The sequence below is a fragment of the Lentzea chajnantorensis genome, from assembly GCF_054300775.1.
Window position 1 is genome coordinate 2,886,799 of sequence record NZ_JBSDZT010000002.1, and the last position, 13,925, is coordinate 2,900,723.

Sequence of the window (13,925 nt, forward strand, 5' to 3'; positions counted from 1 at the left end):
GTGACGATGCCGTCGGAGTCCTTGTCGTAGTGGAAAGGCACCTCAGATCCTCTCGATGATCGTCGCGATGCCCATGCCGCCGCCCACGCACAGCGTGGCCAGGCCGCGGCGCAGGTCCCGGCGCTCCAGCTCGTCCAGCAGCGTGCCGAGGATCATGCAGCCGGTCGCGCCCAGCGGGTGGCCCAGCGCGATGGCGCCGCCGTTGACGTTGACCCTGTCCTCCGGGACGTCCATGTCCCGCAGGAACTTCAGCACGACCGACGAGAACGCCTCGTTGACCTCGAACAGGTCGATGTCCTCGACCGAGAGCCCCGCCCTGTCCAGCGCCTTGCGCGCCGAGGGGGCCGGACCGGTCAGCATGATCGTCGGCTCGGTGCCCACGACCGCGACGGACACGATCTTCGCGCGCGGGGTGAGGCCCAGCGCCCGGCCGGCCGCCGCGGAGCCGATCAGCATGGCCGCGGCGCCGTCGACGATCTGCGACGAGTTGCCCGGCGTGTGCACGTGGCTGATGCGCTCGACGGTGGGGTAGCGGTCGATCGCGACGGTGTCGTAGCCGAGGTCGCCGTGGAACTGGAAGCTGGGCTTCAGCCTGCCGAGGGACTCCACGGTGGACTCGGGGCGGATCGTCTCGTCCTCCTTGAGCACCACCGTGCCGTTCTGGTCGACGACCGGGACGACGGACCGCTCGAAGAAGCCGTTCTTCTGCGCCTCGAACGCCTTCGCGTGCGACCGGGCGGCCCACGCGTCGACGTCGGTGCGGGAGAAGCCCTCCAGGGTCGCGATCAGGTCGGCCGACACGCCCTGCGGCACGAACGACAGGTCGAAGTTCGTGGCCGGGTCGATCGCCCACGCGCCACCGTCGGAGCCCATCGGCACGCGCGACATCGACTCGACGCCACCGGCCACCACCAGGTCCTCGAACCCGGACGCGACCTTGGCCGCCGCGAGGTTCACCGACTCCAGGCCGGAGGCGCAGAACCGGTTGAGCTGCACACCGGCGGGACGCTGGTCCCACCCGGCGGCCAGCACCGCCGCGCGGGCGATGTCACCGCCCTGCTCGCCGATCGGGGACACCACGCCGAACACGACGTCGTCCACCGAGGAGGTGTCCAGGGAGTTGCGCTCGGACAGCGCGCGCAGGACACCGGCGGCCAGCTCGACGGGCCGCACGCTGTGCAACGACCCGCGCTTGCCCTTGCCGCGCGGCGTGCGCACCGCGTCGAAGATCAAGGCTTCGCTCATGGCACCCACGCTAAGCCCGGCTCCTGGCGCTGGCCATGACCGTGGAGGGTGACCGATTAGCTCAGGAGGAGCTCCATGTGCTCGGGTTCGTCGCAGTCGATGAACCCGAGCCTCCCGTAAAGCCTGCGTGCGGGCAGGTTGTCCTCGTACACGCGCAGCCGCACGACCTTCCAGCCCTCGTCCGCAGCCCACGCCAGCACGCCGTCCACCAGCGCCTCCCCGACGCCGCGGCCGCGGTGGGAGCCCCTGACCCACATCGAGCAGAGGTGCAGGCCGGTGGGCTTCGGCGTGGCACCGACCAGCCCGACCGGCTCCGGGGCGAACGCGATGAGCCTCAGCCCCCGCTCGACGGCCTCCCGCCAGTCGTCCTCGGTGAACGCCTGCTCGTGAGCCAGCGCCGACCCGAAGCCGCCGGGGTCGGTGGCCAGCGCCTCCAGCCGCACGTCACGCCACACCCACCAGTCGTCCTGGCTGACCCGGTGAATCCGCACACCGGGCAGTCTGACCGACCGAGGTGGTTTTTTCGCTCAGTTTTTCGGGTGACGGGCAGGCGCGGCGGTCATGGCGTCGGCCACCCGCCGGTGGTTTCGTTGACCGCATGGCAGAGCGTCGATCGCGGTGGATGGACAGCGACCTGGACCAGTTGCGCCAGCTCGCGCGCACGTTCATGGAGAAGGAGGTCGTGCCGCACCAGGAGCGCTTCGCCGAGCAGAAGCAGGTCGACCGCGACCTGTGGACCAAGGCGGGCGAGCTCGGGTTGCTGTGCCTGAGCATCCCCGAGGAGTACGGCGGCGGTGGCGGCACGTTCGCACACGAGGCCGTTCTGCTCGAAGAACAGGCACGTGCCGGCGACAGCTCGTGGGGCAACAGCGTCCACAGCGGCATCGTGGCCCACTACCTCAACTCCTACGGCACCGAAGAGCAGAAGCACCGCTGGCTGCCCAAGCTCGCGTCCGGCGAGTACGTCGGCGCGATCGCGATGTCGGAACCCGGCGCGGGCTCGGACCTGCAGTCCATCCGCACGAAGGCGATCCGCGACGGCGACGAGTACGTCATCAACGGCTCCAAGACCTTCATCACCAACGGCGTGCACGCCGACCTCGTGGTCGTCGTCGCGAAGACCGACCCCGGTCAGGGCGCGCAGGGCATCTCGCTGCTCGTGGTCGAGCACGACATCCGGCGCGGCCGCGTGCTCGACAAGGTCGGCATGAAGGGCCAGGACACCGCCGAGCTGTTCTTCGACGACGTCCGGGTGCCCGCGGAGAACCTGCTGGGCGGCCAGGAGGGCATGGGCTTCGTCCAGCTCATGCAGCAGCTGCCGCAGGAACGCCTCATCATCGGCGTCGCCTCGATCGCGGGCATCGAGGCCGCCGTCGACGTGACGCTGAAGTACGTGAAGGAGCGCACGGCGTTCGGCAAGGAGCTGATCAAGTTCCAGAACACCCGCTTCAAGCTCGCCGAGTGCGCCACCGAGGCGGCCGTGACCAGGGCGTTCATCGACGAGTGCGTCGAGAAGCACCTCAAGGGCGAGCTCGACGTGCCGACCGCCGCTATGGCGAAGTACTGGGCGAGCGACCGGCTGAGCCGCGTCGTCGACGAGTGCCTGCAGCTCTTCGGCGGCTACGGCTACATGAACGAGTACCCGATCTCCCGCGCCTGGACCGACGCCCGCGTGCAGCGGATCTACGGCGGCACGAACGAGATCATGAAGGAAATCATCGCGAGGTCGCTGTGAGCGGGCCGCTCGCGGGGCTGAAGGTCGTCGAGCTCGCGGGCCTCGCGCCCGCGCCGTTCGGCTGCATGGTGCTCGCCGACCTCGGCGCGGACGTGGTCCAGGTGCACAAACCGGGCGCCCACCCGGCGGTCCCCGGTGACTTCCTCGGCCGCAACCGGCGCTCGATCGCGGTCGACACCCGCACGCCCGAGGGCGCCGAGCTGGTGCTGACCCTGGTCGAACGCTCGGACGTGCTGGTCGAGGGCTTCCGGCCGGGCGTCACCGAACGGCTCGGCATCGGGCCCGCGCAGTGCCTGGCCCGCAACCCGCGCCTCATCTACGGGCGCATGACCGGGTGGGGCCAGGACGGGCCGCTGGCCGACCGGGCCGGGCACGACATCAACTACATCGCCGTCGCGGGCGCGCTGGAACCGCTCGGCCGGGCCGGCGGGCCACCGTCGTTCCCCATCAACCTCCTGGGTGACTTCGGCGGGGGAGGGCTGCTGCTGGCCCTCGGCGTGCTCGCCGCGCTGTACGAGAGGGAGCGGTCCGGGCGCGGCCAGGTCGTGGACGCGGCCATGGTCGACGGTGCCGCGCTGCTCACCACGTTCCTGCACGGCATGCGCAACGCGGGCATGTGGTCCGGTGGCCGCGGCGAGAACATGCTCGACGGCGGGGTGCCGTTCTACGACGTCTACGAGGCCGCGGACGGCAGGTACGTGGCCATCGGCGCGCTGGAGGAGAAGTTCTACGCCGACCTGGTGCGCGTGCTGGGGCTGGCGGACGCACCGTCGCGCAACGACCCGGCCCGGTGGCCTGAGCTGCGCGAACACATCGCGGCGGCGGTCAGGACCCGCACCAGGGACGAGTGGGCCGACCTCGCGCGGGACACGGACGCCTGCCTGGCGCCGGTGCTGACCCCGGCCGAGGCGGCGGAGCACCCGTTCACCGCGGAGCGCGCCACCTTCGTGGACGTCGCCGGTGTGCGGCACCCGGCGCCGGCGCCCCGGTTCGACCGGACCCCGGCGGCGGTTCCGACCCCTCCGGTGCCGGTCGGGGCGAACACCGCGGAAGTGCTCGCGAACATGGGTGTGGCGGAAGACCGAATTGCGGAACTGCGGCGGGCTGGAGCAATTGCGTGAACGGTCGGAGGCGCATTAATGACGACACCACGCCGTGACGGAGCGTGATGCCGGGCATTCGGCATCCGGGTGAGGCCGGTGCACCTGTGTCTTGTCCAAGCTGTGGGATTCGAGGGTCCTCGCGCTCACCTCGTGCCCAGGACATCGGCGCTGGAAACCGGCGGCTTTAGCCGCCATTCGGGTGACAACAGGCCCGGTGCAGACGTGCGGTGGCGGTGGATCCGCCGCCCTGCCTGGCGTGGTGGTTGTTCATCGCACGGGTGAATGAGGGAGCATGTCGGGTGACACGGGCGGTTCGCCGCCCCACCTGTGAGCGACATGGACGGAGAGGGACCTGTGAACCTCAAGAAGGTGCTGGTGCTGGCGGGCGTCGCGCTGGTGCTGTTCCTCCTGATCACCCAGCCGGAAGAGTCCGCGTCGGGGGTCCAGACGGCCCTCGGCTGGCTGCGCGAGGGTGCGGAGTCGATCATCACCTTCGTCAGGAGCCTCTTCGGGACGGCCACCCCCGTCGCCTAGTGACCCTCGGTGATCCTCGGCCCTCCGCGTTGAGCCGGACGGGTGGAATGAGGCCAATCACGCACTGGTAACGGGTGTTCTGGCGATTCAGGGTCTGGCGATTGTCAGACCTACCGAATACCTTCCGCTGCAATGGCCGATCCCCGACCGACGAGGAGGCATGGATGGTCGAGGACTCCGGGGTCCACGAGCTGTTGCAGCAGTGGGCGGCTGAACGGTCTGACGACGCAGAGATGCAGGAGGTGAACCGGATCAAGAACGCGTGGCTCGCGGAGGCTCCCCCCTCGGCGCCCGGCATCCCCGTGCAGCGGGGAGGCAGGAGTGGGCCGCGTGGCTTGGTCAAGGTCGACTCGGCGGATCCGGCCTACGTGGCCGCGATGCGCAAGCGGGCGCCGGAGGCACCCGAGGCACTGCTCGCCGCCGCGGCGAGCTACTGGCAGCTGGTGGGCGACGTCGCCGAGGCCGAGCAGTGGTGGGACGCGGGCATCAGCCCGCTGGACCAGCGCGCGCTCGACTACCGCGCCGCCGGCCTCACGCCTGCCGACCTCGGAAGGCGCCTGGGACCGATGACGGTTCTCCAGCACCTCCGCCGCGGTTCGGCCGCGGCCTGGTGCGTTGCTCGTCTGCAGAGGCAGCGCCGGGACGGCGTGGCGTAGGAGAAGCGGGCTGTCGAGGCATCGGCAGCCCCGAAGTTCACTCGCAAACGGGCACGCGCGCTCCCGTGGCGCGCTACCCCTCACGGGTGGCCTCCTGACAGGAGGCCTCACCCCAGTAGTGTGGAGGTCGTGCGCGGCCTCCTTACTCCCCAGCGTGTGCTGATCGCGCTCGCCTGTCTGGCGGCGCTGGTCCTCTGCTGCGGGCTCGCGTGGTGGCAGTGGCAGCGCTTCGAGTCCGCGAGCGGCACGTTCCAGAACCTCGGGTACGTGCTCCAGTGGCCGCTCTTCGGCCTCTTCCCCCTCTTCATGGTGTGGCGGTTCCGCCGTCTCGCGCGCCAGCGCCGTGACGAGGCTCTCTCCGCACCGGAGCCGGTTGCACCCCCCGTCGCACCGGTGACTACCGTTGACGCCGTCAAACCCGCGCCTGTCGAGCACTTCGACGACGAAGAAGACGCGGAGCTCGCGGCCTACAACCGCATGCTCGCGGACCTCAACGCGCGGGACGGTCGTTGAGCGAAGGCGGGCAGATGAAGGGTGCGTTGACCCGGTTCCGGGTCATGGCTTACGTGGTCGGTGTCTTCCTGCTGCTGCTGGTCGTGGCGATGGTGCTGAAGTACGCCGCCGGCATGGACCAGGCGATGAAGGTCGTCGGCCCGATCCACGGGTTCCTCTACGCCATCTACCTGGTGCTTTCGGTCGACCTGGCGCTGAAGCTGCGCTGGTCCATCAAGGGCACCGCGCTCGTGCTGGTCGCGGGGACGATCCCGTTCCTGTCGTTCTGGGCGGAGCGCAAGGTGGTGGAGAAGACTGCTCAGGGCGTGCCGCTGTGACGTTCGGCCTGCTAGCGTCTGGGGCAACCAACTGAACACGGCCGTCGATGTCGCGCGGGAGAAGCTCCCTTCAGCGGGAGCGCCGAAGGAGCAACTCCTCCCCGGAATCTCTCAGGCACAGATACCGCACGACGAAGGCAACTCTGGAAAGCAGGCTCATCAGGAGCCTCGCCCACGGTGCAAGTCGCTCCGGCGACGAAGCTCTCAGGCTCATGACAGAGGGGGAGGCTCGCTCTGGTGAGGAGTCTCCGGTGGACCGTGTCATTCTTCTGTTGCCTCAGCCGGCCTGGCCCGGCTCTTCGGCGCACCCTGGAGGAGCGTTCTGATGTCCCGCCTCACGCCACTGAACGCTGAGCACGAGTCGCTCGGCGCGATGTTCACCGACTTCGCGGGCTGGAAGATGCCGCTGCGCTACTCCAGCGAGCTGGCCGAGCACCACGCCGTGCGCACCACCGCCGGCCTGTTCGACCTCACGCACATGGGTGAGATCGTGCTGACCGGGCCGCAGGCCGGTGCCGCACTCGACTACGCGCTGGTCGGCCACATCTCCGCGCTCGCGGTCGGCAAGGCCCGCTACACGATGATCACCCAGGCCGACGGCGGCGTGGTCGACGACCTGATCGTCTACCGGCTGGGCGACGAGGAGTTCATGGTCGTCGCCAACGCCTCGAACGCCGCCGTGGTCGCCGAGGCGCTCGTCGAGCGGGCCGCCGGTTTCGACACCGCCGTCACGGACAGGTCCACGGACTACGCGTTGATCGCGATCCAGGGTCCGAAGTCGGTGGAGGTCCTCGCCGGACTGACCGACACCGACCTGTCGACGGTGAAGTACTACGCCTCCTACCCCTCGAAGGTGGCCGGAGTGGACGCGCTGCTCGCGCGCACCGGCTACACCGGCGAGGAGGGCTTCGAGCTGTTCGTCGCGCCCGACGACGCCGCCGCAGTGTGGACGGCGCTGCTGGAGGCCGGGCAGCCGCACGAGCTCAAGCCGTGCGGTCTCGGCTGCCGTGACACGTTGCGCCTGGAAGCCGGGATGCCGTTGTACGGCAACGAGCTGACCACCTCGCTCACCCCGTACCACGCGGGTCTCGGCCGGGTCGTGAAGCTCGACAAGCCGGGCGACTTCGTCGGCCGCGAGGCGCTGGCCGAGGTGTCCGAGTCCGATGTGGACTCCGTGCTGGTCGGCCTGAAGACCCCCGAGCGCCGCGCGCCCCGCCACGGTTACGCCGTGCTGAACGGCGACGAGGTCGTCGGCGAGGTGACCTCGGGCGCGCTGTCGCCGACCCTGGGCTACTCGGTGGCGATGGCCTACGTGAACCGGGCGAGCTCCGCGCCCGGCACCCCTCTGCTGGTGGACGTCCGCGGCAAGAAGCAGCCGGTCGAGGTCGTCGCACTTCCGTTCTACAAGCGCGCCAAGTAGGGAGATCCTCCAGATGTCCGACCAGTTCAACGCCTCCCTCGCGGAGTACGACCCCGAGGTCGCGCAGGCCGTTGCGGCCGAGCTGGCGCGCCAGCAGGGCACCCTCGAGATGATCGCCTCGGAGAACTTCACGCCGGTCTCGGTGCTGCAGGCCCAGGGTTCGGTGCTGACCAACAAGTACGCGGAGGGCTACCCCGGCCGCCGCTACTACGGTGGCTGCGAGCACGTCGACGTCGTCGAGCGCCTCGCCATCGAGCGCATCAAGTCGCTCTTCGGCGCCGGTTTCGCCAACGTCCAGCCGCACTCCGGCGCCCAGGCCAACGCCGCCGCGATGTTCGCGCTGCTGCAGCCCGGCGACACGATCCTCGGCCTGGACCTCGCGCACGGCGGTCACCTGACCCACGGCATGCGCATCAACTTCTCCGGCAAGCTCTACAACGTCGTGCCGTACCACGTCTCCGACGGTGACGGCCGCGTCGACATGGCCGAGGTCGAGCGCCTCGCCACCGAGCACCGCCCGAAGCTGATCGTCGCCGGCTGGTCCGCCTACCCGCGCCAGCTGGACTTCGCCGAGTTCCGCCGCATCGCGGACTCGGTCGAGGCCTACCTGATGGTCGACATGGCGCACTTCGCGGGCCTCGTGGCCGCGGGCCTGCACCCCTCGCCCGTCCCGCACGCCCACGTCACGACCACGACGACGCACAAGACCCTCGGCGGTCCGCGCGGCGGCGTGATCCTGTCGAACGACGCCGACATCGCCAAGAAGATCAACTCGGCGGTGTTCCCCGGCCAGCAGGGCGGTCCGCTGGAGCACGTGATCGCCGCCAAGGCCGTGGCGTTCAAGCACGCCGCGTCGGAGGAGTTCGCCGACCGCCAGCGCCGCACCCTCGACGGCGCCCGCATCCTCGCCGACCGCCTCTCGCAGCCCGACGTCGCGCAGGCCGGCGTGAAGGTGCTGACCGGCGGCACGGACGTGCACCTGGTCCTGGTCGACCTGGTCAACTCCGAGCTGGACGGCAAGCAGGCCGAGGACGTGCTGCACCGGATCGGCATCACGGTCAACCGCAACGCGGTCCCCAACGACCCGCGCCCGCCGATGGTCACCTCGGGTCTGCGCATCGGCACCCCGGCACTGGCCACCCGCGGCTTCGGCGAGGTGGACTTCACCGAGGTCGCCGACGTGATCGCCGAGGCCCTCAAGCCGGGCGCCGCGATCGACGAGCTGCGCGCCCGCGTCGAGGTGCTGGCCGCGAAGCACCCGCTGTACTCCACGCTCTAACCCTGTGGCAACGAAGGGGCGGCACCGGACCTCCGGCGCCACCCCTTCTCCGCCTGTTCGAACGTCACGCGGGGGCCCCGCGTTTCCCTGTGGGGAACGCGGGGCCCCCGCGTGACGTGAAAGAGCACTCGATCGGGTGAGAGCGGAACGACGGGAACCCCGGCCCCTTCCCCGGGGCCGGGGTTTCGCGTGTCAGGGTGTTGTGGGTGTCAGGTGGACAGTCCTAACGGGATGGTCGTTGCAAGGGGACTAGGCCGCGGGCACCGTCACGCCGGGGGGAAGGCATTCGACGTTGCGCTTGCCGTCGGGCTGGATCACGAACCAGGTGTTGCCGACGCCCTGGCCTTTCCAGGCACCCGGCTTCGGGTCCTGCGAGTAGGCGTAGAGCGCCCAGCCGTCGATCGCGACCTGCTTCTTGCCGTCAGCGCGGGTGATCAGCGAGACGAGCTTCGAGTCGATGCCCTCGACCTGCGGGATCGTGTCCGACAGCAGCGGCGGCCACGTGATGGCGCACTGGCCGTTGCAGTTCGACTTGCCTTCCGGCTTCGGGGTGTCCTTGTCGAAGCGGTACATCGTGCGGCCGTCGCCGTCCTGGACGACCAGGCCCATCTTGTCGACCGGCTTGCCGACCAGCTTCAGCGAGCTGACCGGTGCGGCTGCGGGGGGCTGCTGCGCGGCCGGGGTCTCCGGTGCCTGCTGCTGAACCGGGGTCTCGGGCGCCTGAGCGGGTTCCTGGAGTACCGGGGGCTGACCCACGTCGCCGTAGTCACCGAGGACGCCCAGGTCGGTTTCGGTCTGTGCCACCGGCTTCGAGTTCGTGCCACTTCCCGTGGCGCTCCAGACACCAAGACCCAGCACAACTGCCAGTCCCGCGGCGAGCCCGATGGCAATGCGGTTACGTCGGATCACACTCATGTCCTCCTTGTCCGTCGTTCGCTCTACCGGGCCATACGGGCGTGGTTGCGTCTCGGTTCAGAAACGAACCGAACCTCTTGCCGTCCCGAACGTCAGGCGGAGCCGGTTTCGCAGGAGGTGCAGGGTGGTCGTCGCTGGTCAGCTGGCAGGAGTGGCGGAACGGGTGCTGGGTGCGCCGCTTCCGATCGGGATTCGGGCGTGGGACGGGAGCGTGGCCGGCCCACAGGACGGGACCGTGCTCGTGCTCCGCTCCCGCGACGCGCTGCGCCGGCTCGTGTGGAGCCCGAACGAGCTCGGGCTCGCGCGGGCGTACGTGAGCGGCGAGCTCGACGTGGAAGGCGACCTCGCGGCCGGGCTCTCCCAGGTCTGGGGGCTGGTGCGGCGCGGCGTCACGCGCAGGCCGAAGCTCACCGAGGTGGTGCGGCTCGCGCTGGACCTCAAGGTGGTCGGGCGCAACCCGGACGCGCCGAAGGAGGAGGCACGGCTCAAAGGCGCGCTGCACAGCAAGAAGCGGGACCGGGACGCGATCTCGCACCACTACGACCTGAGCAACGCCTTCTACCGGCTCGTGCTCGATCCGAGCATGGCCTACTCGTGCGCGTACTTCACCGCCGCGGACGAGGAACTGGAGCAGGCGCAGCACAACAAGCTCGACCTGGTGTGCCGCAAGCTCGGCCTGCAGCCCGGCCTGCGGCTGCTCGACGTCGGCTGCGGGTGGGGCTCGATGATCATCCACGCGGCGAAGCACTACGGCGTGCACGCCACCGGGGTCACGATCTCCGCTCAGCAGCGCGAGCACGTCCTCTCGCGCATCGCGGCCGAAGGGCTGGAGGGCCGGGTCGAGGTGCGGCTGCAGGACTACCGCGAGGTGCGCGGCGAACCGTTCGACGCGATCTCCACGATCGAGATGGGCGAGCACGTCGGCGAGCGGAACTACCCCGAGTACGCCGCGACGCTGCACCGGCTGCTCAAGCCAGAGGGGCGGCTGCTGTTGCAGCAGATGTCGCGCGGCCGGAACGCGCCGGGCGGTGGTGCGTTCATCGAGTCGTACGTGGCACCGGACATGCACATGCGACCGGTCAGCCAGACGACCGGGTTCCTGGAGGCGGCCGGGTTGGAGATCCGGGACGTGCACGCGTTGCGCGAGCACTACGTCTGGACCGTCCGCGCGTGGGCGCGGACGCTCGAAGAGAGGTGGGACGAGGTCGTCGCGCTCGTCGGCGAGGGTCAGGCGCGCGTGTGGCGGCTCTACCTCGCCGGCGGCGCGCTGACGTTCGAGGAAGGACGGATGGGCGTGGACCAGGTCCTCGCGGTGCGCAGGAGCGAGAACGGCCGCAGCGGCATGCCGCGCGTGCGCCGTGAGCTGGTGGCCCGGTGAGCTACCCGGTCAGCTTCCTCGTGGTGCTGGTGGTGCTCACCGCGTTGTTCGGCTACGCGGACCGGCGCAAGCGCTACGACCTGGTCGACTCCGCCTGGGGACCTGGCTTCGCGGTGATCGCGGTGGTGACGTTCCTGTTCGCGGACGGCGAACCGGTGCGGAACGTGCTGGTCACGGCGCTCACGGTGATCTGGGGCGTGCGGCTCGGCGTGCACATCCTCCTGCGCAACCGGAACAGGGACGAGGACCCGCGCTACCGGGACATCCTCAAGCGCGCCAAGGGAAATCCGCGGCTGCGGATGTATCGGGTGTACCTGTTGCAGGCCGTTCTGATGTGGATCGTGTCGCTGCCGGTGCAGGTCGCACAGCACCTTCACGCGCCGTGGGGAGTGCTAGATTGGGCCGGAACGACCTTGTGGGTGGTCGGCTTCACAGTTGAGTCAGTTGGTGACTGGCAGCTCTCGCGGTTCCGGGCGGACCCGGCGAACGAGGGCGCCGTCATGGACCGCGGGTTGTGGCGCTACACCAGGCACCCCAACTACTTCGGGGACGCCGTGGTGTGGTGGGGTCTCTTCCTGTTCGCGGTGCACTCCTGGCCGGCGGCGCTCACGGTCATCAGTCCGGTGGTCATGACGTGGCTGCTCGCCAAGGGCACGGGCAAACCGCTGCTCGAGAGGGACATCGTGTCGCGCCGGCCGGGGTACGCCGAGTACGTGCGTCGTACCAGCGGTTTCGTTCCCATGCCCCCGCGTTCGCGCGCGGGATAGTGTGAGCGGGTGGGCAACGACATCTCCTTCCCGCGCCAACAGGCGCGCTCTCAGCGGTTCACCGTCGGCGCACCGCGCACCTTCGCGGTGTCGCCGGACGGTTCGCGCGTGTTCTTCCTGCGCCCGGCCACGGCCACGAGCCGTGCGAACGGGCTGTGGGAGCTGAACACGACCACCGGCGTCGAACGGCTGGTGGCCGATCCCGGCCGCCTGCTGACCGATCCGGAGGACCTGCCCGCGGAGGAGAAGGCCCGCCGCGAACGCACGCGCGAGTCCGGCGCGGGCATCGTCGGCTACGCCCTGTCCGGTGACGCGAACGTCGCCTCGTTCGCCCTGTCCGGCCGCCTGTTCGTGGCCGACCTGGTGAGCGGGGACGTGCGCGAGCTGCCGACCGGTGGCGGCGTCATCGACCCGCGCGTCGACCCGACGGGTCAGCGCGTGGCGTACGTGACGCGCGGGACCCTGCGCGTGGTCGAGCTGGACTCGGGCGACGACCGCGCGGTCGCCGTGCCCGACGGCGAGGACGTCACGTTCGGCCTGGCCGAGTTCATCGCCGCCGAGGAGATGTCGCGCTACCGCGGCTACTGGTGGGAGCCGGACGGCACCCGCCTCATCGCCGCGCGCGTGAACAACTCCCCGGTGCGCCGCTGGTACATCGCCGACCCGGCGAACCCCGCGACGCCGGCCACCGAGATCGCCTACCCGGCGGCGGGCACGGACAACGCCGCGGTGTCGCTGCACGTGGTGTCGCTGGACGGCACCTTCGTGCCGGTGCTGCTGGAGTTCGACTACCTCAACGACGTGCACTGGTCAGCCGGTGGTGCGCCGCTGATCACCACGCAGACCCGCGACCAGCGCACCCGCCGCGTCCACGCGCTCGCCCCGGAGACCGGTGCGGTGTCCGAGCTCGCCGTCGAGACCGACCCGGTGTGGCTGGAGGTCAGCGACGGCGCCCCGGCGTGGACGCCCGACGGCCGCCTGGTCCGGATCGTGCACTCCGGCGACGAGTACGCGTTGCAGGTCGGCGACGACGTCGTGACCGAAGGTCTGCAGGTGCGCCGGGTCCTGGACATCACCGACGACTCCGTGCTGATCGCGGCCTCCGCCGATGACCCCACCCAGGTGCACGTCCACTCCATCGGCGCGACGGTCGAGCGGCTGTCCACAGGGGACGGTGTGCACACCGCCGTCCGGGGCGGTGGCACGGTTGTGCTCGCATCGTCCTCTTTGGACTGGTACGGCTCGAAGGTCACCGTCGGCGGTCGCGAGATCGAGTCGTGGGCCGAGACGCCGGTCATCAGGGCGTCCCCGCGCATGCTGACCCTCGGCGAACGCGACCTGCGCGCGGCCCTGCTGCTGCCTGCCGATCACGTGCCGGGCACCAAGCTCCCGGTGCTACTGGACCCCTACGGCGGCCCGCACGCCCAGCGCGTCCTGACGGCCCAGAACGCCTTCCTCGCCTCGCAGTGGCTCGCCGACCAGGGCTTCGCGGTGCTCGTCGCCGACGGCCGCGGCACCCCCGGCCGCGGTCTGGCCTGGGAACGCGCCATCGCGTTCGACTTCGCCGGCGCCACCCTGGAGGACCAGGTCGACGCCCTGCACGCCGCGGCGGCACTCGAACCCGACCTCGACCTCGGCCGGGTCGCCATCCGCGGCTGGTCCTACGGCGGTTACCTGTCGGCACTGGCCGTCCTGCGCCGCCCGGACGTGTTCCACGCGGGCATCGCCGGCGCCCCGGTCACCGACTGGCGCCTCTACGACACCCACTACACGGAGCGCTACCTCGGCCACCCCGACGAGCGGCCAGAGGTCTACGACTCCAACTCGCTCATCGCCGACGCGGACAAGCTCTCCCGCCCGCTGATGATCGTCCACGGCCTCGCCGACGACAACGTCGTGGCCGCCCACACCCTGCGCCTGTCCAGCGCCCTGCTGGCGGCGGGCCGGCCGCACACCGTGCTGCCGCTGTCCGGTGTCACGCACATGACGCCGCAGGAGCAGGTCGCGGAGAACCTGCTGCTGCTCCAGGTGGACTTCCTGAAGCAGGCGCTCGGCTAGGCGCG

The 13,925-nt window shown here is 70.3% G+C and carries 14 protein-coding genes and 2 riboswitches; of the genes, 11 read left to right on the plus strand and 3 right to left on the minus strand.

Annotated elements, in window-relative coordinates:
- Window positions 1–42 precede the first annotated feature (42 nt).
- Window positions 43–1,245 (minus strand): acetyl-CoA C-acetyltransferase, encoded by a 1,203-nt coding sequence (locus ACVDFE_RS14940; protein WP_360390226.1) that lies wholly within the window; start codon window positions 1,243–1,245, stop codon window positions 43–45.
- A 56-nt stretch (window positions 1,246–1,301) separates the two neighbouring features.
- Entirely contained in the window at window positions 1,302–1,736 is a 435-nt protein-coding gene (locus ACVDFE_RS14945) for a GNAT family N-acetyltransferase (RefSeq protein WP_458430783.1), read from the minus strand.
- A gap of 107 nt (window positions 1,737–1,843) precedes the next feature.
- Between ACVDFE_RS14945 and ACVDFE_RS14950 the strand changes: the two genes are divergently transcribed.
- The 8 genes from ACVDFE_RS14950 to glyA all read left to right on the plus strand — a co-directional run bounded on the left by ACVDFE_RS14950 (window position 1,844) and on the right by glyA (window position 8,802).
- On the plus strand, window positions 1,844–2,980 hold the full coding sequence (locus tag ACVDFE_RS14950) for an acyl-CoA dehydrogenase family protein (RefSeq protein WP_360390222.1): 1,137 nt from the start codon (window positions 1,844–1,846) through the stop codon (window positions 2,978–2,980).
- Complete coding sequence (locus ACVDFE_RS14955; RefSeq protein ID WP_360390220.1) at window positions 2,977–4,101, plus strand: CaiB/BaiF CoA transferase family protein; 1,125 nt, start codon at window positions 2,977–2,979, stop codon at window positions 4,099–4,101. The genes ACVDFE_RS14950 and ACVDFE_RS14955 overlap by 4 nt, the downstream gene beginning before the upstream one ends.
- Before the next feature lie 336 nt (window positions 4,102–4,437).
- A complete protein-coding gene (locus tag ACVDFE_RS14960) occupies window positions 4,438–4,617 on the plus strand; it encodes a hypothetical protein (RefSeq protein WP_360390217.1) in 180 nt (59 codons plus the stop codon).
- A 164-nt stretch (window positions 4,618–4,781) separates the two neighbouring features.
- A complete protein-coding gene (locus tag ACVDFE_RS14965; protein ID WP_360390214.1) occupies window positions 4,782–5,273 on the plus strand; it encodes a helix-turn-helix transcriptional regulator in 492 nt (163 codons plus the stop codon).
- A 129-nt stretch (window positions 5,274–5,402) separates the two neighbouring features.
- Window positions 5,403–5,786, plus strand: coding sequence for a hypothetical protein (locus tag ACVDFE_RS14970; RefSeq protein WP_360390211.1), 384 nt, complete (start codon window positions 5,403–5,405; stop codon window positions 5,784–5,786).
- Window positions 5,787–5,800: 14 nt separating this feature from the next.
- The gene (locus tag ACVDFE_RS14975) at window positions 5,801–6,103 is read left to right on the plus strand and encodes a DUF3817 domain-containing protein (protein ID WP_360390208.1); all 303 of its coding nucleotides are present in this window, start codon (window positions 5,801–5,803) and stop codon (window positions 6,101–6,103) included.
- Window positions 6,104–6,148: 45 nt separating this feature from the next.
- Window positions 6,149–6,240, plus strand: a riboswitch (glycine riboswitch).
- A gap of 1 nt (window position 6,241) precedes the next feature.
- Window positions 6,242–6,329, plus strand: a riboswitch (glycine riboswitch).
- A 99-nt stretch (window positions 6,330–6,428) separates the two neighbouring features.
- Window positions 6,429–7,523 carry a glycine cleavage system aminomethyltransferase GcvT gene (gene gcvT / locus ACVDFE_RS14980; protein ID WP_458430784.1) on the plus strand — a complete coding sequence of 365 codons (1,095 nt, stop codon included), beginning with the start codon at window positions 6,429–6,431 and terminating at the stop codon, window positions 7,521–7,523.
- A 13-nt stretch (window positions 7,524–7,536) separates the two neighbouring features.
- Complete coding sequence (gene glyA, locus ACVDFE_RS14985; protein WP_458430785.1) at window positions 7,537–8,802, plus strand: serine hydroxymethyltransferase; 1,266 nt, start codon at window positions 7,537–7,539, stop codon at window positions 8,800–8,802.
- A 249-nt stretch (window positions 8,803–9,051) separates the two neighbouring features.
- Here glyA and ACVDFE_RS14990 read toward each other — a convergent pair whose 3' ends face one another.
- Window positions 9,052–9,606 carry a COG4315 family predicted lipoprotein gene (locus ACVDFE_RS14990; protein WP_360390199.1) on the minus strand — a complete coding sequence of 185 codons (555 nt, stop codon included), beginning with the start codon at window positions 9,604–9,606 and terminating at the stop codon, window positions 9,052–9,054.
- A 295-nt stretch (window positions 9,607–9,901) separates the two neighbouring features.
- Here ACVDFE_RS14990 and ACVDFE_RS14995 point away from each other — a divergent pair, with 295 nt between their 5' ends.
- The 3 genes from ACVDFE_RS14995 to ACVDFE_RS15005 are packed head-to-tail and all read left to right on the plus strand — an operon-like array spanning window position 9,902 to window position 13,920.
- Window positions 9,902–11,095: a class I SAM-dependent methyltransferase gene (locus ACVDFE_RS14995; RefSeq protein WP_458434339.1), complete on the plus strand. Its 1,194-nt coding sequence runs from the start codon at window positions 9,902–9,904 to the stop codon at window positions 11,093–11,095.
- Entirely contained in the window at window positions 11,092–11,862 is a 771-nt protein-coding gene (locus ACVDFE_RS15000) for a DUF1295 domain-containing protein (RefSeq protein ID WP_458430786.1), read from the plus strand. Before ACVDFE_RS14995 ends, ACVDFE_RS15000 begins: the two co-directional genes overlap by 4 nt.
- Before the next feature lie 9 nt (window positions 11,863–11,871).
- Window positions 11,872–13,920 (plus strand): prolyl oligopeptidase family serine peptidase, encoded by a 2,049-nt coding sequence (locus ACVDFE_RS15005; protein WP_458430787.1) that lies wholly within the window; start codon window positions 11,872–11,874, stop codon window positions 13,918–13,920.
- The last annotated feature ends 5 nt before the right edge of the window (window positions 13,921–13,925 follow it).

Coding starts and splice junctions, on each gene's coding strand:
- ACVDFE_RS14965 (WP_360390214.1), top strand. CDS start 4,782: ATGGTCGAGGACTCCGGGGTCCACGAGCTGTTGCAGCAGTGGGCGGCT.
- glyA (WP_458430785.1), top strand. CDS start 7,537: ATGTCCGACCAGTTCAACGCCTCCCTCGCGGAGTACGACCCCGAGGTC.
- ACVDFE_RS14940 (WP_360390226.1), bottom strand. CDS start 1,245: ATGAGCGAAGCCTTGATCTTCGACGCGGTGCGCACGCCGCGCGGCAAG.
- gcvT (WP_458430784.1), top strand. CDS start 6,429: ATGTCCCGCCTCACGCCACTGAACGCTGAGCACGAGTCGCTCGGCGCG.
- ACVDFE_RS14950 (WP_360390222.1), top strand. CDS start 1,844: ATGGCAGAGCGTCGATCGCGGTGGATGGACAGCGACCTGGACCAGTTG.
- ACVDFE_RS14975 (WP_360390208.1), top strand. CDS start 5,801: ATGAAGGGTGCGTTGACCCGGTTCCGGGTCATGGCTTACGTGGTCGGT.